Genomic DNA, 18,852 nt, shown 5'->3' on the forward strand with positions numbered 1-18,852 from the left:
GTGTATGACATGAAGAAATGGTTAACAGTTTGTTTGTTAGTTTTTGCTGTTATTTTGGCAGCATGTAGTAGTACGGATGATGCAGGCAGCTCGGATGACAAGCAATCATCTGATGATCAGAAAACGGTAGCCTTTTTCTCTGCAGGTGCCAGTAATAATTATTTACAAACAGGCATTAAAGAAGCAGAAAAAGTAGCAAAGGAATACGGTTGGAAAATAGAAATATTTGATGGCGGCTTTGATCCGCTTAAACAGCTAAATCAGCTTCAAAATGCAGTAGCACAAAAAAAGTTTGACGCTTTTTTAATAGAAGCGGTGGATGGCAATCAGCTTTGTGATTTGGTTCAAAGCTCAGTTCTTCCAGCAAATATTGCTGTTTCGGCCATTAATATTGAATTGTGCGGAGCAGTGGATGATGCTGCTGAGGGAACACTTACGTTTGTAGGTGGACAAGGTGTAAATGTTTATCAGGATATTTACAAAGATATTGTTGCAAACAATCCAGATGGTGGGAAAATTGCCATCATTGGTGGTCCATCCACTGGTACACCCTATTTAAACAATATAAAAGGCATGGAGCTTGAAATAGCTAATAATGATAAATGGCAAATCATTGGTCCATATTCAACAGATTACACAGCCAATCAAGCGTTCCAAGTTACACAAAACGCATTGCAGGCTCATCCTGACTTGAAGGTGATTTTTTCAAACTATTCAGGAATGTCAGCAGGAGTTGTAGAGGCAGTGAATGCTGCGGGTAAAAAAGGAAAAGTAAAAATTTATGATTTCGGTGGGGACGAGTGGTCCTTTGAAGCAGTCCGAAACGGTGATATTGAACAAACAGTTATTATGCTTCCAAAAGAAGAGGTACAAAAAGGAATGGAAGCGATTAAAAATCATTTTGAAGGGAAGGATTATCAATCCTTTTATGATTTAACACAAGAGGATATTTTACCAGGTACACCTTATGTAAATAAAAATAATATCGCAGATTTTGAGACAAAAGGGTTACCAGAATATTAGATTGAGCCATTATAAAAATATAGGGCAAGTTCACGGGCATTTTCTATTACCTCGTGTGCTTGCTTTATCAGGAGGGGAGTGATCCTATGACAAAGGCAGCACCTATCATCAATATCACTAATTTATCAAAAAAATATGGTGAATTTTTTGCTAATCAAGGCATTCATATAACAATATCAAAAGGTCACTGCCACGCCTTTATTGGGCAAAATGGCTCTGGTAAATCAACACTTATTGGCATGCTTTCGGGCAGAATTAAGCCTACAGAAGGCAATATTTTTATTGACCAAAATGAATTACATTACGGCGATCCACATAGCTCTAGAGAGGCTGGCATTGCAACAATATTTCAGGAATTAACCATCATACCGAATATGACAGCCTTAGATAATGTATTTCTTGGCTTTAAGGAAGGTAAGTCTATTTTGGTCAATCGAAAAAAACGGTTAGAACGATTTTATGAATTGAGCAAACTTTTAAATACCCGTATTTCACCGAATTCTTATGCAATTGATTTATCTGTAGCTGATCAGCAGATTCTTGAAATAATGAGATGTTTAAATTTAGATTCCAAAATATTAATTTTGGATGAGCCTACATCCTCCTTAGCACAGAATGAGAGGGAGGCTTTATTAGAGGCTCTAATGGAATTGAAGAAAAGAGGAATCACAATCCTTTACGTTAGTCATCATCTGGATGAAATCATGAAAATCTGTGATTCATTTACAGTGTTAAAGAGTGGTGTAGTTACGGAGCATAGCAGCATAGAGGGATGGACAAAGCAAAAAATTGTACATGCTATGCTTGGAGAGGAAATCGACAGCGATTTTAAAGAAATTTTAGTGCAGGAGTATCCAAATCAAATTCCTTCAGAGGAGATTGTATTAGAGGTTGAAAATTTGGAGAGCTTCCACTTTTTAAAAAATATATCCTTTACGTTAAAGCGAGGAGAAATTTTAGGCTTGGGTGGATTAGTGGGCTCGGGCAGAAGCGCAATTGCTAACACGCTTTATGGACTAGGCGAAAATTGTAAAGGAACGCTTAAAATACAGGGGGAGTCAGTTAAAATACCTTCTACGCCTAGACAAGCAATTGGAAATGGAATCGTATTAGCCCCAGAGGACCGGAAAAAAACAGGACTTCATTTAGGCTTTGAGGTACATGAAAACATTAATCTAATTGATTTAAAGCGCATTGGTTCCTATGGCTTTTTATCTACTAAAAAATCAAAAAAACTTGCTCAACAATATATACAGGAGTTTAAGCTAACAAGACCCATTAATTCCATTGTTAAAAATTTATCGGGAGGAAATCAGCAGAAGGTTTTATTGTCAAAGGTTACAAGTGTTAATCCGAAGGTTTTAATAGTAGATGAACCTACTAGAGGGATCGATGTTGGTGTTAAGTTAGATGTGTTACGTAAATTGAAGGAGTTAGCGATGCAAGGTATGAGTATCATTATTATTTCCTCAGAGCTAGAAGAGGTGGTTGCTGTCAGCAATCGTGTACTTGTTATTTCTAAAGGAGAAATTGTAAGTGAGCTAAAGGGCAAGGACATTAGTGTCAATAAAATCGTTGAATCAACGTTTTTGGAAGGGAGTCACCAGGCATGATGAATAAACTATCTGAAGAACAGAAATTGACTTCTTCCAGAAATAGAAGTCTGAATTTTGGGAACATTAAAAATATAGGGTTTAGGTATGGAGTAGTTTTCGCATTTGTTGTGCTGATTATTATCTCCTCAATTGTTTACAATGGGTTTTTAAATCCTACTAATATATTAAATATGCTAAGTCAATTAGCGATTATTGGCATAATGGCTGCTGGAATGACCTATGTTATGATCACTGGCGGTTTAGATATGTCTATCGGAGGATTATATGCTGCAACGGCTGTCGTTTCTGCAAGCTTAGTAGATAGCACATCTATTTTTGTAGCAGTGATTGTCGGCTTATCGGTTGGTCTTATTGCTGGTTTGTTAAACGGTGTTTTAATCACTTATTTAAAGGTACCTCCTTTTGTAGCAACACTGGGTACAGGCTCTATTTTCACTGGCTTTGCATTAGTATATTCGAAGGCACAGCCATTTTTTGTGAAGGACCCAGCCTATAAATTTTTCGGTTCTCATTATATAGGACCAATTCCCGTTTCTGTCATTATTCTAGCTGTTATTTTTATTACGCTAGGAACAATTCTCTCTTACACACTATATGGTAAGGCACTGTATGCAGTAGGAGGCAACAGTGAGGCTAGTAGATTAGCAGGATTAAAGACAAATCGACTAATCATTAGCACCTACATCATCTGTGGTCTATGTGCATCCATGAGCGGTATCATTTTATCTTCCCGACTTGCACAGGGTCAGGCAAATATAGGGGAATCAATTGTTTTGGATGTAATAGCAGCTGTCGTTATTGGTGGTACCTCACTTTCAGGTGGACAGGGTGCAATTTGGCGAACATTTATTGGTGGAAGTATTTTAATTATGATTTCAAACGTTTTTGATAGTCTTTCTATCAGTACTTATTGGCAATCCATTTTTAAAGGAGCCATTATTATTGTTGCTGTTATGATCGATTTTTATGGACGTTCGAAGATTCAGAAATAGAGAGGATGAATAAAATGCGCTTACACAATAAAGTAGCAATTATTACAGGTGCGGGAAATGGACAAGGGCTGGCAGAGGCTGAATTGTTCTTACAAGAGGGAGCGAAAGTGGTTGCAACAGATATTAATGGAGAGGCATTAGAGCTTTTGAGGAAACGGCACACAGGAAATGATAATCTTTTCGTGCATAAACATGATGTATCCTCTGAGACAGAGTGGGAGATTGTTATCCAAAAGACCATCCAATTATTTGGGAGCTTAGATATTTTAGTGAATAATGCGGGCATCCCTTCTCGAAGCTCAGTGATACATGAGGATTTAGAGGGCTGGAATAAGGTTATGACCATTAATGCGACAGGTACTTTTTTAGGCGTTCGAAAATGCGCAGAGCACATGATGAAGCAGCAAGCAGGAAGTATTATTAATATCTCTTCTGTCTATGGAATTATCGGTGAAAAAGGCTATGTTTCCTATCATGCCTCAAAGGGAGCTGTCAGAAGCTTAACAAAGGCAGCGGCAATGGATTTAGCAGAATACAATATCCGCGTGAATTCTGTGCATCCTGGCATGATTGAAACAGAAATGACACGAGATCTTTTTGAGAATAGCGAAAAAGCGAAATGGATGAAAGAAGTAACGCCATTGCCATTGCTCGGAAAACCTCAGGATGTAGCCTATGGCGTTTTATATTTAGCGAGTGATGAAGCAAATTTTGTGACAGGCAGTGAGCTAGTTATTGACGGTGGCTGGATTGCGAAATAAAGATTATTGATGGAGGTATTTATGACAAAGCGTATTCTAATTACGGGAGCTACTGCTGGTATTGGCAGAGCCACTCTCGATAAATTTTATCAGGAGGGCTTTCATATCCTCGCATGTGATATTAATGTAGAGGAAGGTAGCAGACTAAGTAATATTTATGGTGCTCAAGTTGATTTTATAGAATTAGATGTTACAAATGAAAATAACTGGAAATCATTACAAAGATATATACATGACAAAGACTATCGAATTGATGTATTGTTTAATAACGCTGGGATATTTGTCATGAATGATATAGCTACAACTACAGATAAAGAGTTTCAGGCTATGTTTGATATTAATGTGAAGGGTAGCTTTTTAGCGTTAAAATATATTGCACCTATTATGTATAAACAGGAAAATGGCTCGATTATTAATGCATCCTCCAATGCCGCCTTTTTTGGTGCAAAAGGCCTAGGGATATATGGAGCAACTAAAGGCGCCATACGAACACTTACAAAAAACGCAGCAATGGAATTTTCACCATATGTAAGAGTGAATTCCATTCATCCAGGATATATTCAAACACAAATGATTGAGTATGCGGCACAAAAATCAAATAAAACGCCGCAGGATCAGGCAAAGTATGTACCATTAAAAAGATTAGGGCGTCCAGAGGAAATCGCCTCATTAGTCTATTATTTAGGGAGCGAGGAAGCATCCTATATTACGGGTAGTGAAATAGTTATTGATGGTGGTGTATCTAGCGGCCAATCGATCTGGGAAGAGGAACAAAGCTAAGAAACTAGACAGGGGTGAGAATAATGTATTTATCGTTAAAATATAAATATCTTATTCTTACCCTCATTGTATTTATTTTGCCCTATTTTATGATGACAGTGATTTATATAAATAATGTTGGAGAATATCAAAAGAAGCTTTTAATAGAAACAAGACTAGAGGTATTAAAAAAAATCCATTATTTTAATTCGTCTTTTGAGAATAATCAAGCAAGCACAAAGGTATATCATGAAGTGTTAAATTCAATTTGGGGCAGCTACTCTGATTTCCTGTTATTAACTGAGCAGAAGGATATTAAATTCAGCACGAATTCCCATATATCAGAGCATGAGGAGTATTTTCGTAAATTAGAGCCCAAGAAAACCAATTACTATAAAATTGATTATTTGAATGTAGAACGAATTCTGATGTATTCATTTGATCCCTTTAATAATTGTTACTATGTTGTTATTGCTACATCTGATTCCATTTTTAAAGAGCTGAATAATAAAAAGGAGGATTTAATGGCCTTTGCAATTGCCTCCACTTTACTGCTAACTATTATCACATTTTTATATTCCAATAAAATTAGTACGACTTTGCAAATGCTTATTGAGCGTATTACCTCTTATAGAAAAGCAGTTTATCATATTGAAGATATTGAGAAGAAGCCTGCTTGGATTAATGATGAGTTGAATATCGCCAATCAAGAATTAAATCAGACAATTGCTTATATGGTAGAAAAGGAAAAAGACTATGTTCGAGAAAATTATGAAGCACAATTAAATAATTTACAAAGCCAAATTAATCCGCATTTTCTTTACAATACCTTAGACAATATTAATCAATTAGCTATGATTCATGAGATTGAGGAGATCTCTACTTTAAGCGTTGGACTAGCAAAGCTTTTTAGATATAACACGGGCAATAGTGAAAAGGAAACAACAATTGAAAAAGAGCTTGAGATTATTGAAGAATACATTAATATTATGAAAATCAGAGTTTCTTATTTAGTATTTCATATTCAGATAGAAGATAATGATTTATTACAAAATGCTATTCTAAAATTTACACTTCAGCCAATCGTTGAAAATATTTTTAAGCATGGTTACAGCTATAAAGAGTCTATAACGATAAATATTGATATTTATCGAAAAATAAATGATGTCGTAATTGATATTTATAACAATAGCGAATTTAGGGACATTGCTCAAATAGCTATGCTAAATGAAAAAATAAATGAAGAAAATCATGAGGGCAGCATTGGATTGAAAAATGTAAATAGACGATTAAAGATAAAATATGGAGAAGCATATGGTGTTACAGTTCTAGTTAACGAACAAAAATATTTTGTGTCGAGAATTCTATTACCATATAAGAAATAATGTCTTTTAACGGTGAGGTGAGCTCTATGAATATATTTATAGTAGAGGATGAGAACTTTATTAGAGAGGGACTAAGCTTTTTTATCAACAGAAATTTTACTGAATCCCTACATGTCTTTTCTTATGCAACTGGGGAAGACATGTTACTGGCAGCTAAGGATATTTCCCCTGACATCGTTTTATCGGATATTAATTTACCTGGTATGAGTGGAATAGAGGCTGTATGGGAGCTAAAAAAGTTCCATCAATTTAAGGTGATTTTTCTATCTGGCTATGATGACTTTCAATATTTGCAAAGTGCTATTCAAATTGGGGCAGAGGATTATATTTTAAAGCCAATTGATTATAAAAATCTAAAGCTAAAGCTTTCACAAACGATGGAAGCATTGAGCATGAAGAGACAAGTAGATTATGCTATCAAATATAATCAATTATTAAATTTAATATTGGCCTTTGATCAACAAATGACGGATAGTAATATCTATTCATTTGAATACTTTGTTATCAGCATCAATCAAACAAAAAATATACGAATTCCACACGCTCATGAGCTATTTTATTTTAATATTTTTGGGGAGCACATTGAAATTATGAATACCGATTTTGTTTTGTCGTATAGTCAGGATCATCATATCGTTCTGCAAAGAAAAGACTTACATGATGTAAATCAAGCCGTGCTAGAGTTACTGCTAAAGAAGCATCTAAATACAAGCGGCACTGTTCTAAACAAAAGAAAATCCATTTTTGATAATCAAATCTTTACGGATGAGTTAAAATTACAAGAATTTATAGGGGTTTTACAAAATACAAACATTGATTTTCAGCAAAGATTAGAATTCATGATTACGTTCTTATTACAATATAGCATTCATTTCAATTGCTTTGAAACGTATAACAGTGCCCAAAAAATTATTAGTATCCACCATCAAATGATTAAAGAAGACAATTTATCAATAATAGTAAATAGCTATATAGAGCCGCTCGTAGATAAAATACTTAATTTACATGGCAATAGAGATGATTTAGGGAAAAAAATAGTCGATTATATTTATACACATTTTGATGATCCACAGTTAGATTTGAATTATTTATCAGGCATATTTAACAAAAGCCAAGCAAATTTAAGTATATTAATTAAAAAAAGCATTGATAAAAATTTCATCCACCTGTTAAATGAGCTTAGAATTGACAAGGCAAAGCAGCTACTAGTTCATAGTAATAAAAGAAATAATGAAATTGCTTCGTTAGTGGGCTATAGTAATGAAGAGTATTTTAGTAAAGTATTTAAAAAATATGTTGGGATGACACCCGCCAAATATCGAACTATTTAACTTCTTTCAGCAAATGTCTTTTACGCGAAAGCACAGCGACAGCGGCAGGTACAGAAGTCTCCCGAGGCATAATTGATATAGTACGTGGGTTTCGGTAAAATAACTATAGAATGTCCGAGTTGAACATAGAAAGGATGGGTAATATGTTCCGATCAATAGCACCTCCAACAATGTCTTTACAGTAGAATCTACTGTTTAAGGCATTCCACACTAGCTTGCTCTTCTTTCAATAGATTCTACTGTATAGGCTAAAAACTATATAAGTAGAAAGTAGGAATCAGAAGTGAGCGGAAAATTTGCATTTGTTTTATCTATGATTATCTTCGGAGCTGTCGGTGTTTTTGCAAAATATATACAGCTACCATCCAGTGAAATTGCATTCTGGATGAGTGTCATTGGCTCTTGCTTTTTATTGGTAATTTTCATCGCAAAGAAAGAAAAAATAACGAAAGTATCTATTCTGCCTAATATATGGCCATTGCTGCTATCTAGTGTAGCATTATGTGGGAATTGGATTTTTCTTTTTCAAGCATACAAAGAAACAACCATTGCAAATGCAGCGCTTAGTTATTATTTTGCGCCAGTTTTAGTGATTTGTTTATCACCGATTATATTAAAGGAAAAACTGTATCTAAGAAAAATTTTCTATGTCTGTGTGGCGCTGGTTGGATTATTCTTTATTGTCCATAGCCAAGTTGCAGGAGAAAATGGGCAGGATATCGGTATAGTGTATGGGCTTATTGCAGCATGTTTCTATACATTCGTAACCTTTGTCAACAAGTATATTCATGGACTTAAAGAGCCTGCTAACACAATTGTGCAGCTTTCTTTAGCAGCGTTATTTCTGGCACTTTATCTTTATGGAACAAATGGATTCCAAATCATGCATATCGATATAAAATCCATTAGTTTACTTATAGCATTGGGTATTGTCCATGCTGGTATAGGCTTCTATCTTTTCTTTTTGGGAATGAGTCAATTAAAGGGGCAAAGTATAGCCATTCTAAGCTATATTGACCCTCTAACGTCATTGGTTATCTCAACGATGATTATAGGAGAAAAAATGACTGTGCTACAAATAATAGGAGCCATTCTATTACTTGGTGCGACCTTTATTAGTGAAATCGATCAGAAAGAACTTTAAAGGTGTCATATTGACAGCAAGAAATCTTTACAGTAAATTTAAAGTAATTGCATAATAGCATTGGGTGCCCATTATGGGAGAATAGGGAATAAAGTGAGAGTCTTTAGCGGTCCCGCCACTGTAAAAAGGAGTTTCATAGAGAATGCCACTAGCATGGTGCTGGGAAGGTTCTATGAAATGTTGAAATTAAGCCAGGAGACCTGCCTAATTGCTTCGATTATATAGACGATGGAAAAGTCTGTAGTTTATTTGTGATGAATAAACTGCAGGCTTTTTATATTGTCTCGAAAGATAGAAAGGGGAATAGTTTCATGCAATTATTACAGCAAACGATTAAAAAAATTCAAAATGTGGATAGCCATATGATGGGGAAAGCTAGGGAATATATAGACTCTCTGAGCAAGCCACCTGGAAGCTTGGGGGGACTGGAAAATCTTGCTGTACAGCTTGCTGGCATTACAGGAGAATTATTTCCTAAAATTGAGAGCAAGGCAATTATTGTCTGTGCAGCAGATCACGGTGTTTGTGAGGAAGATGTAACTTCCAATCCACAAAAGGTAACCTTTTTACAAACAATGAATTTTCCAAAAGGGCTAACGGGTGTTTGTGCAATCGCCAGCATAACCAATGCCAAAATTGTAACGGTCGACGTTGGTGTAAAAGAAGATTTACCACTTGATGCTGGAGTCATTCTAAAGAAAATTAAATATGGAACAGACAATATGGCAAAGGGTCCAGCTATGTCAAGAGAGGAAGCTATTCAATCCATCGAAGTAGGAATTGAAGTCGCAACGAGCGAAATTAAAAATGGAGTGGATATTCTTGGAACTGGAGAAATGGGTATTGGGAATACTACCCCAAGTGCAGCTATCCTATCCGTGCTTCATGCCTGTCATCCAAATGTAGTAACAGGAATGGGCGCTGGTGTGGGAGCGGGGGGAATTGCGCATAAGGTGAAGGTTATTCAACATGCTATTGCATTAAACAAGCCCAATCGCAACGATGCTATTGATATTCTTGCAAAAGTTGGTGGCTTAGAAATAGCTGCTATGGCTGGGATTGTACTTGCTGGGGCTGCAAATCGCAAGCCTGTTGTTATTGATGGTTTTATTTCTACGATTGCTGCCCTCATAGCATTTGAGCTTGAGCCAAAAATAAAGGACTACATCATTCCTTCCCATGCCTCAGAAGAACCAGGTGCAAAAATAGCAGCCAAGTTGCTAGGGGTAGAACCAATGCTACATATGAATATGCGTTTAGGAGAAGGCTCTGGTGCAGCTTTAGCCTTTCCAATTTTAGATGCAGCATGCTCCATGATTAAAAACATGGCTACACTTGAAGAATCTGTAGTGCTAGTAGAAACGAATGAATGAAGCACACTTTCTATTTATAAATGCTGATGGTTGAAAAAATATTTGCTTGAGGCATTTCTTGGCAGCAGCAAAAAGTATAACAAGCCCATTTAATCGAACTATTTGGGCTTGTTACTATTCATAAAATAGTCATGCTCGATTCAGCTTTCGTAAAGGCAAACGCCATTTCTTCATATAGGAAAGAACTCTTAGCACTGTAATTATTCCAAATAATCCATATAAAAAGAGGTCGCCTGTTAAAACTTCTAAACCAATCACAAGTCCTGCAAGAGCTGCCCAAACACCATAAATTTCATCACGTAATACGAGGGGCTTGCGTCTTGCTAATAGATCCCGAACAATCCCGCCTCCTGAGCCAGTTAAGACAGCAGCTACAATAACCGCACTAATTGGCATATCGAGCTTTACCGCATAGAGGGCACCTTGAATAGCAAATGCAGATAAGCCAATTGCATCTGTGAAGTTTCCCCAGCGATGCCAATGCTGAATTAGATGATGCGGGAAAATAAAAAATATAGTAATCGCCGCAAGCGCAATTTGGAACATCATATCCTGTCCCCATAACGTTGTAACGGGAAGGCCAATAAGCAAGTTACGAATTGCCCCACCACCAAAGGCAGTGACAATACCGAGTATATAAACACCGAATAAATCGTATTCTTCCTCCATGGCGATAATTGCCCCGGAAATAGCAAAGGCAATTGTTCCGATAATACTAAAAACCTCCCAAGCCATCCCTTTCACCCCTTCTGAAAAATAATATACTTTCTCATTAAAGTTAAAGAATTCTATTAAATGTAACAGAATCTATGAATTTTGTAGTCAAAATATCGGAAATAATGAAAGAAGTCCGCACATTAGCTTAGCGCATATTACGAGTAGAAACAATAGGCAAGTTTTGCAGACACATCTACAAATTGTTAAGATGGGATAGGAGTTAAGTGAAAACTTCAATTTGTGGGTATATGTGCCCGTGATTGAACAAATGTGAATGGAGAAGAACGAATGACTTTTACAACAAATTTAACAGAAGAAACGTTAGCGTTAGCTTCCAAAATAGAGGACAAGGTTCGCCCCTTTCATAGGAAGGTAGACGATATGGCGTTCTTTAATCAACAAAAGGTGCTTGCAGCTTTTAGGAAACATCAAGTGAGTGACTATCATTTACACCCTTCTAATGGATATGGCTATGATGATGAGGGACGTGATAATTTAGAGCGTGTTTATGCAGAGGTTTTCGGAGCGGAGGCTGCCATTGTACGTCCACAGATAATTTCGGGGACACATGCTATTACACTTAGTCTATTCGGAGTGTTACGACCGGGTGATGAATTGCTGTATATTTCAGGGCAACCATATGATACATTACAATCCATAGTAGATGGCGGTGACAAGGATACTGGCTCATTAAAGGATTATAAAATCGGTTATCGTCATGTGGATTTAATGGATAATCAAATGATTGATTGGGATGGTGTAGAGGCCGCTATTACAGAGAATACAAAAATGATTGCTATTCAACGATCAAAGGGCTATGCAACACGTCCATCCTTTACTATTACAGAAATTGCTGATATGTGCGTGAAAGTCCGTGAATTAGCACCACAGGCTATCATCTTTGTCGACAATTGCTATGGAGAATTTGTAGAGGCTCAGGAACCGACAGAGATAGGGGCAGATTTAATGGCAGGCTCTCTGATTAAAAATCCAGGGGGAGGCTTAGCGAAAATTGGTGGCTATATTGCTGGTCGTGCTGATTTAGTTGAAAAATGTGCCTATCGTATGACGTCACCAGGTATTGGTGCTGAAGCAGGTGCAACATTAAATACGCTTGGCGATTTTTATCAAGGCTTTTTCCTAGCGCCACATGTTGTAGCACAAGCTCTAAAAGGTGCAGTTTTTACAGCTGCAATGCTAGAAGAAATCGGTATGTCTACATCACCAAGCTACGATGTAAAACGTACTGATTTAATTCAATCTGTTTCATTCCAAACGGCTGAACAAATGATTGCCTTTTGTCGTGAAATTCAAGCGAACTCACCAATCAATGCCCATTATGCACCAGAGCCAGCCTATATGCCGGGCTATGAGGATGATGTCATAATGGCGGCCGGTACCTTTATTCAGGGATCGAGTATCGAGCTTACAGCAGACGGTCCAATTCGTCCACCATACACAGCATTTATTCAAGGCGGTCTCACATATGAGCATGTAAAATTTGCGATTTGTAGTGCTGTTCAAAAAATTCAGAAATAGGTAAGTAATAAATCAAAATGGTCAAGTGAATTTTAGTGAATATTGCGTTAAAATGAAGGGATTTCGGTTCCAAGCTACTTTGTCGCTGACGCTTCGCTTTTGCAAGAATAAAGCTTTTTGTGGGCAAGCGACGAGCTAAAGGAACGAAGGTTAAGTGCGTCACGTCCTGTGATAAGTTATCGGTTCGAAAGCGTAGCGACATCAACAAAGACTTTTGTGATCAACATCATGTTGGCCTCAGTTTCTCGTCTGTCTCTTTATCCTACAGAAGTCGAGTAGTTTTACACTCCAATTAAGAATAGTGTGAAACTTTGTATATTTTCTTCATGTCAAAAGTGTGGTTACTGACCCTCATTTTTGCACAATAATAGTTAATACTAAGGCTTAGTTTTATTGTTCACTATATACCATAAGAATGAGGAGTGGTTGATTGGAGTGTAGACTGAGTGACTCCTTGGGGATTAGCGTCACAGATGAGACCCTGGAGCGAGCAACGCGAGTGAAGCGGCTCATCGGACGCCCCCAGGAAAGCACTCAGTCGGAACGGAGATCAACCACTCGTTTTGTGGAAGAGCAATACTTTTGTTCTTACCTTGATTTTCATAGACAAATAGTTTTTTACAATTTTGTAGCAGTCGAAAAAAATATTGAAAAACGATGTTAGGAAACCTTACATCCTTGTTGACAGTGTAAAAATTTCGTTATATGATAAGCGGGTATTGGAGGGGACTTAAATGAGTCGTGAAATTAGACGAACTATGCCGTTATTATCCATGAGTATCGTGATGCAATTGACCGAGCTTTCGGCACGCCAAATTCGTTATTATGAAGAACACCATTTAATTGAGCCGCACCGAACAGATGGCAATCGTCGAATGTTCTCATTAAATGACGTCGATACATTGCTTGAAATTAAGGATTATTTAGAACATGGAATGAATATGGCAAAGATTAAAAAATTATTTGCTAAAAAGAGTGATCCTGTTACGGCAGATGAGCCAGATTTAAGTGACTCAGAATTACGTCGTATTATGCGTGAGGAAATGCGTCAAGCACAACGCATGCAAAAATCATCCATCCGACGAGGGGATTTATCCCGATTCTATTAAAAGCCTTTAATAGGGTAGGGTAAAGATAAAAGCTAGACAAATTATAGGAGTGTGGAAAACTGTGGGTAAATACACAAAAGAGGACATTAAACGTCTAATCGAAGAAAAAAACGTAAGCTTTATTCGTTTACAATTTACGGATATACTTGGCACAATCAAAAACGTTGAGATACCTGTAAGCCAATTAGATAAAGCACTAGAAAATAAAATGATGTTTGATGGTTCATCTATTGAAGGCTTCGTTCGTATTGAAGAATCAGATATGTATTTATATCCTGATCTAGATTCGTTCGTAGTGTTCCCTTGGACTTCTGAAAAAGGGAAAGTAGCACGCTTCATTTGTGATGTATACACTGCTAAAGGCGAGCCATTTGCTGGTGACCCACGTAATAACCTAAAACGTATCCTGAAAAAAATGGAAGATATGGGCTTCACAAGCTTCAATTTAGGGCCTGAGCCAGAGTTCTTCTTATTCAAATTAGATGCAAAAGGCGAACCAACACTGGAAGTAAATGACCATGGTGGTTACTTCGACTTAGCGCCAACTGATCTTGGTGAAAATTGCCGTCGTGATATCGTATTAGAGCTAGAAGAGATGGGCTTTGAAATCGAAGCTTCTCACCATGAGGTAGCTCCTGGACAACACGAAATCGACTTTAAATATGCAAATGCTATCACAGCTTGTGATAATATCCAAACGTTCAAATTAGTGGTAAAAACAATTGCTCGCAAACATGGCTTACACGCTACATTCATGCCAAAACCATTATACGGTGAAGCTGGCTCTGGGATGCACTTCAATGTTTCATTGTTTAAAGGCAAAGAAAATGCATTCTACGATGAATCGACTGAACTAGGTCTTTCAGAAACAGCTATGCAATTCATGGCAGGGGTTCTTGCGCATGTTCAAGGCTTCACAGCTGTAACAAACCCAACAGTTAACTCTTATAAACGTCTTGTTCCTGGTTATGAAGCTCCATGTTATGTTGCATGGTCAGCTCAAAACCGTTCACCACTAATTCGTATTCCATCAGCTCGTGGGCTGTCAACACGTGTAGAGGTACGTTCTGTGGACCCAGCAGCTAATCCATATTTAGCAATGGCTGTTATTTTAGAAGCTGGTCTGGAAGGGATTCGTCAAAAATTAACACCACCAGCTGCGATTAACCGTAACATTTATGTAATGTCTGAAGAAGAGCGTAAAGCAAACGGAATTGAAAACTTACCACCAGCTCTTGATGACGCATTAACATTACTTGCTAAAGACAAAGTAGCTCAAGAAGCGTTAGGTGAGCATATCTATGCAAACTTCAAAGAAGCAAAAGAAATCGAGTTTGATATGTATCGCACTACTGTTCACCAATGGGAACGTGACCAATATTTAAAAATGTACTAATAAAAAAGCGTTGGAGCTGAAAATGAAGGTTCCAACGCTTTTCTTTTTTACTGCCTACCAGCTTCGTTATTAGCCTCAGAATTAAATTCAAAAGATTTATTATTGAATCATCTTCTACTTTCTTCTACTTTTATTTCCAGCACTTTTTCACTAATACTATTTGTATTTTGAAGTGATTTAACCATAGCAAAAATGGATCTTTTTATTTATTGTATGTATAAATAGGTGCGAAATTCTGTTAAATTGGATCATGATTTTGTCTCTGGTGATTCTCAGTAATGAGAAAAGGTTGGTACCCAATCCCTGGAGGTAGTGGAAATATAACAATAACAACACATGATAAAAATAATGCATATACCAAATGGGAAAATTGCTGATTTAAGTAAAACATTTGTATTGATAAACTGGTTTATAGGGGCTTACTTCATTCTTCAAATAAATATTTATCTGATAATGAAGGGAGAATTATAGATACATGATGAAAATCTAAAAAACCATTACATGATTTTTACATTAATATGGAATTTATATATTTTAGAATGAACAATATAATTCGTTTAAGAGGTATATCATGAAGAATAAGAAACTGATTTTTTTAACAGTAGTAGTTACTTTTATGGGGCTCATAATATTTACTACAAATCTACCCACACACTCAAAGGAAGATAAAATAGATGAACTTCCTATTGTTAGTTCAAATGGAAACTATATAAATTACGATAATTTTGATGAATTAGAGCAAAATTCAGAACTTATTATTATTGCACAAGCAACTAAAAACTTTGAAGATCGTGAACATATTAATAAGTTTCATGAAACACCTGAAGATAAGTATCAGCCCAAATTATTGATTGAAGGTATTACAAAAACTGAAGTAAATATTAAAGAGATTTTAAAACAACCCGAAGATGAGCATTATAACCAAGGTGAAATTATCAGTGTGATTGAACCTATCTCAATTTTTGAAGATGTGGATAAAGTAAAGAAGATAAAAACGGTTAGTAATTATAGAGAAATAGGAACTGATGATTATATACTATTCTTAAAAAAGAATTCATCTGGTGAATATGGTGTAATCAATATGAATAATGGACGTTTCAATTTAAGTAATAATGATGAATTTAACACAATAAAGGCACAAACAGCAAGTGAAGAAAGAGAACTACATGAAGATTCACTACTACATCAACAAATTAAGGAAACGATCTTTAAAAAATACAGTGCAGAAATAATGGAAATTCAGAAACAATAATGGATTTTTAGGTAGTAATTTTTCGTCTGCCCAATCATACCAGCGATGTACTGTAGATTTGAAATAAAGTCGTACCGTTTTAAATAAAGTTATACTGTTTGTAAAAAAGTTGCACCGTTTTACTCCTTTGAAATTTGTTGTAATCTTTATAAAAAAGATTGATTATTTGTAATAAAGTTTGATTAAAATCGTCTAATCATTTTAAGAAGCGAGATGATTTTATTATTGGATATTTATGTAATATCACTATGGAGATTATGGAGAAATGTTATTAAACTAAGGTTAGTTTAATAACTTGTATAACTTATTACCTAACTTTATTTTTTGGAAGGGGTTTTTAGATGAGACAAATAATTGCACTTGGTGGTGGCGGTTTTTCAATGGAACCAGACAATCCGTTATTAGATATATATATATTGAACCAAGTTGAGAAAATTAAACCTAAAATTTGCTTTATCCCTACCGCAAGTGGAGATGCCGATAATTACATATTAAGGTATTATAATTTTTTTAATCAACAAAATTGTGATCCATCCCATCTTTCACTATTTAATCCTCCAACCAGGGATCTTGAAAGTTTTATATTAGAAAAAGACATTGTTTATGTTGGTGGAGGAAACACTAAAAATCTTTTAGCTTTGTGGACAGAATGGGGCTTAGATCATATTTTAAGAAAAGCGTGGAACCAAGGAGTGATTTTAGCTGGGGTGAGTGCAGGCTCTATTTGTTGGTTTGAAGAGGGAGTTACCGATTCCTTTGGAGATGGACTTGAACCAATAGAATGTCTAGGTCTCCTAAAGGGAAGTAATTGTCCGCATTACGATGGTGAAATAGATAGAAAGCCTGCATATCACAAACTTATTGAATCTGGAAAAATACAATCAGGAATTGCGACGGATGATGGGGTTGCTATTCATTACAAGGAACAAGAAATCAGTAAAATAGTTAGCTCAAGACCAGATGCTAAGGCATATAAAGTTTCTTTCGAAAAGAAAGTTATAGATACAGAACTTCAAACAGAATTTTTAGGTTCTTAATGAACTAACGGAGCGGGTTAGTTTTAGAAGGACATTAAATCAATAAAAAGAATAATAAAATATAAGAGCTATGTTCTTTGGAGGAAAAAATGAAAAAAACATTGATCATTATTAGCATAGTTTTACTTATACTTTTAACAGCCTGTAATTCCTCTTCAAAAGTAGTTGATGACTTTGATAACAGCCAATTAAGTGTTGATTTTGATGACGATGAAGCTTATGAAATAGAAGCTAATGCAAAGGGAATGCCCGTTTTTAAAAACCATAAGAAAGCATTACAACAAGCTCAAATTGATTATAAAAAAGGGTTTGCTGCCACTGCCAAAGAACATGATTTAAAGCCTATTAGCCAAGAAAATTATAAAGATTATATGACCTATGCTTGGCAACTTGAAACTAAAGATGAAACCGTTGTTCAACAAGGTGTAATGATAGCGAAATTCTTGGATATTTATGAAAATAGTTTTGAATAATTAATTTTACTAATTGAACTAACTCGGGTTTTAATTCAATAAGGGATAGAGTATTTTCTTCTTAGACTGACGACGTAGGTTAGCTCAACAAGAATATAAGATATTATTGAGTTAGATAAACTACAAAGGAGGTGTACAAGTGTTTTATTACTCAAAACAGAAGAAAATACGAGGTTGGAAAAGACATAAGAGAAAAATTGAAAGATGGAAGCAAAATGCAATAAATTTAGATATGGACTATTTAAGGAATTACCAAAGAAAATACGAAAAATTATGGATTCATCCTTTTTATGCATGGGTACGAATAAACCCTCCCAATTGGTATAATCGACTTTTACTTGATGCAATGATTGAAGTTTACCTGAACTGGCATCAAAAAATGATGGATGAAAATGAAGAGTTTTATTTAAAAATCTGGCTTTATGACCCTAATTTTATTAATTCACAAATTGTCATTGCATATAGAGATTGTCTTGATTTCTACAATAAAACCTTCAAAATAAGGGGAGAAAACAAGGAATTCCCTTTCTTTAAATTTCATTCCTTGAGGGACAAGTTAGAACAATTTCAATGGGATTTACACATAGAGATTGATTATTACGATGAAAACGACTTGAATGAATGGTTAGAAGAAGGAAGTTTAACTGAAAAAGAAGTATCACAAATTAAGGGAAATGCCTATGAAACCATAAAATTTGAAAATGAATTCGGGAGTTTCCTGCAATATAGTCTTGACAAAGGAGATGTTTGGATAGGGACTTTAAAGTGAGAAAGAATAATACAGTAATTGTTGAACGAGTTTGTAAGGGATGCTTAATATTTGTAATTCAAAGACAAAGACTGAATCCAATATTGGATTCAGTCTTTACATAGTGTTGAAAAACTAAATGGTCAAGGGACTCTTTGTGAACACTCCTAAGTCAAATGAAGGTGATCTCCGTTCCA

17 protein-coding genes and 1 riboswitch are annotated in these 18,852 nt (G+C 35.8%); of the genes, 16 read left to right on the plus strand and 1 reads right to left on the minus strand.

The annotated features are described in order from the left end of the window. Nucleotides 1–9: 9 nt before the first annotated feature. From AC3WOM_RS01650 to cobT, 9 genes are all read left to right on the plus strand, one after another. Entirely contained in the window at nucleotides 10–1,023 is a 1,014-nt protein-coding gene (locus AC3WOM_RS01650; protein ID WP_492444569.1) for a sugar ABC transporter substrate-binding protein, read from the plus strand. An 86-nt stretch (nucleotides 1,024–1,109) separates the two neighbouring features. After that, nucleotides 1,110–2,636: a sugar ABC transporter ATP-binding protein gene (locus AC3WOM_RS01655; RefSeq protein ID WP_427540177.1), complete on the plus strand. Its 1,527-nt coding sequence runs from the start codon at nucleotides 1,110–1,112 to the stop codon at nucleotides 2,634–2,636. Further along, a complete protein-coding gene (locus tag AC3WOM_RS01660; protein WP_427540174.1) occupies nucleotides 2,633–3,631 on the plus strand; it encodes an ABC transporter permease in 999 nt (332 codons plus the stop codon). Before AC3WOM_RS01655 ends, AC3WOM_RS01660 begins: the two co-directional genes overlap by 4 nt. 14 nt (nucleotides 3,632–3,645) lie before the next feature. Next, nucleotides 3,646–4,392 carry an SDR family NAD(P)-dependent oxidoreductase gene (locus AC3WOM_RS01665; RefSeq protein WP_492444571.1) on the plus strand — a complete coding sequence of 249 codons (747 nt, stop codon included), beginning with the start codon at nucleotides 3,646–3,648 and terminating at the stop codon, nucleotides 4,390–4,392. A 21-nt stretch (nucleotides 4,393–4,413) separates the two neighbouring features. Then, on the plus strand, nucleotides 4,414–5,172 hold the full coding sequence (locus AC3WOM_RS01670; protein WP_492444573.1) for an SDR family NAD(P)-dependent oxidoreductase: 759 nt from the start codon (nucleotides 4,414–4,416) through the stop codon (nucleotides 5,170–5,172). A gap of 23 nt (nucleotides 5,173–5,195) precedes the next feature. Beyond that, entirely contained in the window at nucleotides 5,196–6,536 is a 1,341-nt protein-coding gene (locus AC3WOM_RS01675; protein WP_492444575.1) for a sensor histidine kinase, read from the plus strand. Between the two features lie 26 nt (nucleotides 6,537–6,562). Then, nucleotides 6,563–7,867, plus strand: a complete 1,305-nt coding sequence (locus tag AC3WOM_RS01680; protein WP_492444577.1) for a response regulator — start codon at nucleotides 6,563–6,565, stop codon at nucleotides 7,865–7,867. 283 nt (nucleotides 7,868–8,150) lie between these two features. Further along, nucleotides 8,151–9,011, plus strand: a complete 861-nt coding sequence (locus AC3WOM_RS01685; RefSeq protein WP_492444578.1) for a DMT family transporter — start codon at nucleotides 8,151–8,153, stop codon at nucleotides 9,009–9,011. Nucleotides 9,012–9,056: 45 nt separating this feature from the next. Next, nucleotides 9,057–9,233: riboswitch (cobalamin riboswitch) on the plus strand. Between the two features lie 89 nt (nucleotides 9,234–9,322). After that, on the plus strand, nucleotides 9,323–10,384 hold the full coding sequence (cobT, locus tag AC3WOM_RS01690) for a nicotinate-nucleotide--dimethylbenzimidazole phosphoribosyltransferase (RefSeq protein ID WP_492444580.1): 1,062 nt from the start codon (nucleotides 9,323–9,325) through the stop codon (nucleotides 10,382–10,384). A gap of 129 nt (nucleotides 10,385–10,513) precedes the next feature. Here cobT and AC3WOM_RS01695 read toward each other — a convergent pair whose 3' ends face one another. Then, nucleotides 10,514–11,119 carry a trimeric intracellular cation channel family protein gene (locus AC3WOM_RS01695; protein WP_427540153.1) on the minus strand — a complete coding sequence of 202 codons (606 nt, stop codon included), beginning with the start codon at nucleotides 11,117–11,119 and terminating at the stop codon, nucleotides 10,514–10,516. 270 nt (nucleotides 11,120–11,389) lie between these two features. Between AC3WOM_RS01695 and AC3WOM_RS01700 the strand changes: the two genes are divergently transcribed. The 7 genes from AC3WOM_RS01700 (at nucleotide 11,390) to AC3WOM_RS01730 (ending at nucleotide 18,676) form a co-directional block, all read left to right on the plus strand. Then, entirely contained in the window at nucleotides 11,390–12,640 is a 1,251-nt protein-coding gene (locus AC3WOM_RS01700) for a methionine gamma-lyase family protein (protein WP_492444582.1), read from the plus strand. Between the two features lie 734 nt (nucleotides 12,641–13,374). Beyond that, a complete protein-coding gene (locus AC3WOM_RS01705; protein ID WP_492444584.1) occupies nucleotides 13,375–13,749 on the plus strand; it encodes a MerR family transcriptional regulator in 375 nt (124 codons plus the stop codon). A gap of 61 nt (nucleotides 13,750–13,810) precedes the next feature. Next, the gene (gene glnA, locus AC3WOM_RS01710; protein ID WP_427550189.1) at nucleotides 13,811–15,145 is read left to right on the plus strand and encodes a type I glutamate--ammonia ligase; all 1,335 of its coding nucleotides are present in this window, start codon (nucleotides 13,811–13,813) and stop codon (nucleotides 15,143–15,145) included. A 571-nt stretch (nucleotides 15,146–15,716) separates the two neighbouring features. Next, entirely contained in the window at nucleotides 15,717–16,397 is a 681-nt protein-coding gene (locus tag AC3WOM_RS01715) for a hypothetical protein (RefSeq protein ID WP_492444586.1), read from the plus strand. A 341-nt stretch (nucleotides 16,398–16,738) separates the two neighbouring features. Beyond that, nucleotides 16,739–17,434, plus strand: a complete 696-nt coding sequence (locus AC3WOM_RS01720; RefSeq protein WP_492444587.1) for a Type 1 glutamine amidotransferase-like domain-containing protein — start codon at nucleotides 16,739–16,741, stop codon at nucleotides 17,432–17,434. A gap of 89 nt (nucleotides 17,435–17,523) precedes the next feature. Then, the gene (locus tag AC3WOM_RS01725) at nucleotides 17,524–17,907 is read left to right on the plus strand and encodes a hypothetical protein (RefSeq protein ID WP_427550226.1); all 384 of its coding nucleotides are present in this window, start codon (nucleotides 17,524–17,526) and stop codon (nucleotides 17,905–17,907) included. A 139-nt stretch (nucleotides 17,908–18,046) separates the two neighbouring features. Next, nucleotides 18,047–18,676: a hypothetical protein gene (locus tag AC3WOM_RS01730; RefSeq protein WP_492444589.1), complete on the plus strand. Its 630-nt coding sequence runs from the start codon at nucleotides 18,047–18,049 to the stop codon at nucleotides 18,674–18,676. Nucleotides 18,677–18,852: the final 176 nt, after the last annotated feature.

This window comes from Lysinibacillus sp. FW301-JW8 (genome assembly GCF_058788755.1).

Bases quoted from the DNA above. Each gene is read 5' to 3' on its own strand.
- AC3WOM_RS01655 (WP_427540177.1), top strand. From the start codon at position 1,110: ATGACAAAGGCAGCACCTATCATCAATATCACTAATTTATCAAAAAAA.
- AC3WOM_RS01725 (WP_427550226.1), top strand. From the start codon at position 17,524: ATGAAAAAAACATTGATCATTATTAGCATAGTTTTACTTATACTTTTA.
- AC3WOM_RS01660 (WP_427540174.1), top strand. From the start codon at position 2,633: ATGATGAATAAACTATCTGAAGAACAGAAATTGACTTCTTCCAGAAAT.
- AC3WOM_RS01680 (WP_492444577.1), top strand. From the start codon at position 6,563: ATGAATATATTTATAGTAGAGGATGAGAACTTTATTAGAGAGGGACTA.
- AC3WOM_RS01720 (WP_492444587.1), top strand. From the start codon at position 16,739: ATGAGACAAATAATTGCACTTGGTGGTGGCGGTTTTTCAATGGAACCA.
- AC3WOM_RS01675 (WP_492444575.1), top strand. From the start codon at position 5,196: ATGTATTTATCGTTAAAATATAAATATCTTATTCTTACCCTCATTGTA.
- AC3WOM_RS01695 (WP_427540153.1), bottom strand. From the start codon at position 11,119: ATGGCTTGGGAGGTTTTTAGTATTATCGGAACAATTGCCTTTGCTATT.
- AC3WOM_RS01665 (WP_492444571.1), top strand. From the start codon at position 3,646: ATGCGCTTACACAATAAAGTAGCAATTATTACAGGTGCGGGAAATGGA.
- AC3WOM_RS01670 (WP_492444573.1), top strand. From the start codon at position 4,414: ATGACAAAGCGTATTCTAATTACGGGAGCTACTGCTGGTATTGGCAGA.
- AC3WOM_RS01700 (WP_492444582.1), top strand. From the start codon at position 11,390: ATGACTTTTACAACAAATTTAACAGAAGAAACGTTAGCGTTAGCTTCC.
- cobT (WP_492444580.1), top strand. From the start codon at position 9,323: ATGCAATTATTACAGCAAACGATTAAAAAAATTCAAAATGTGGATAGC.
- AC3WOM_RS01650 (WP_492444569.1), top strand. From the start codon at position 10: ATGAAGAAATGGTTAACAGTTTGTTTGTTAGTTTTTGCTGTTATTTTG.
- AC3WOM_RS01715 (WP_492444586.1), top strand. From the start codon at position 15,717: ATGAAGAATAAGAAACTGATTTTTTTAACAGTAGTAGTTACTTTTATG.
- AC3WOM_RS01705 (WP_492444584.1), top strand. From the start codon at position 13,375: ATGAGTCGTGAAATTAGACGAACTATGCCGTTATTATCCATGAGTATC.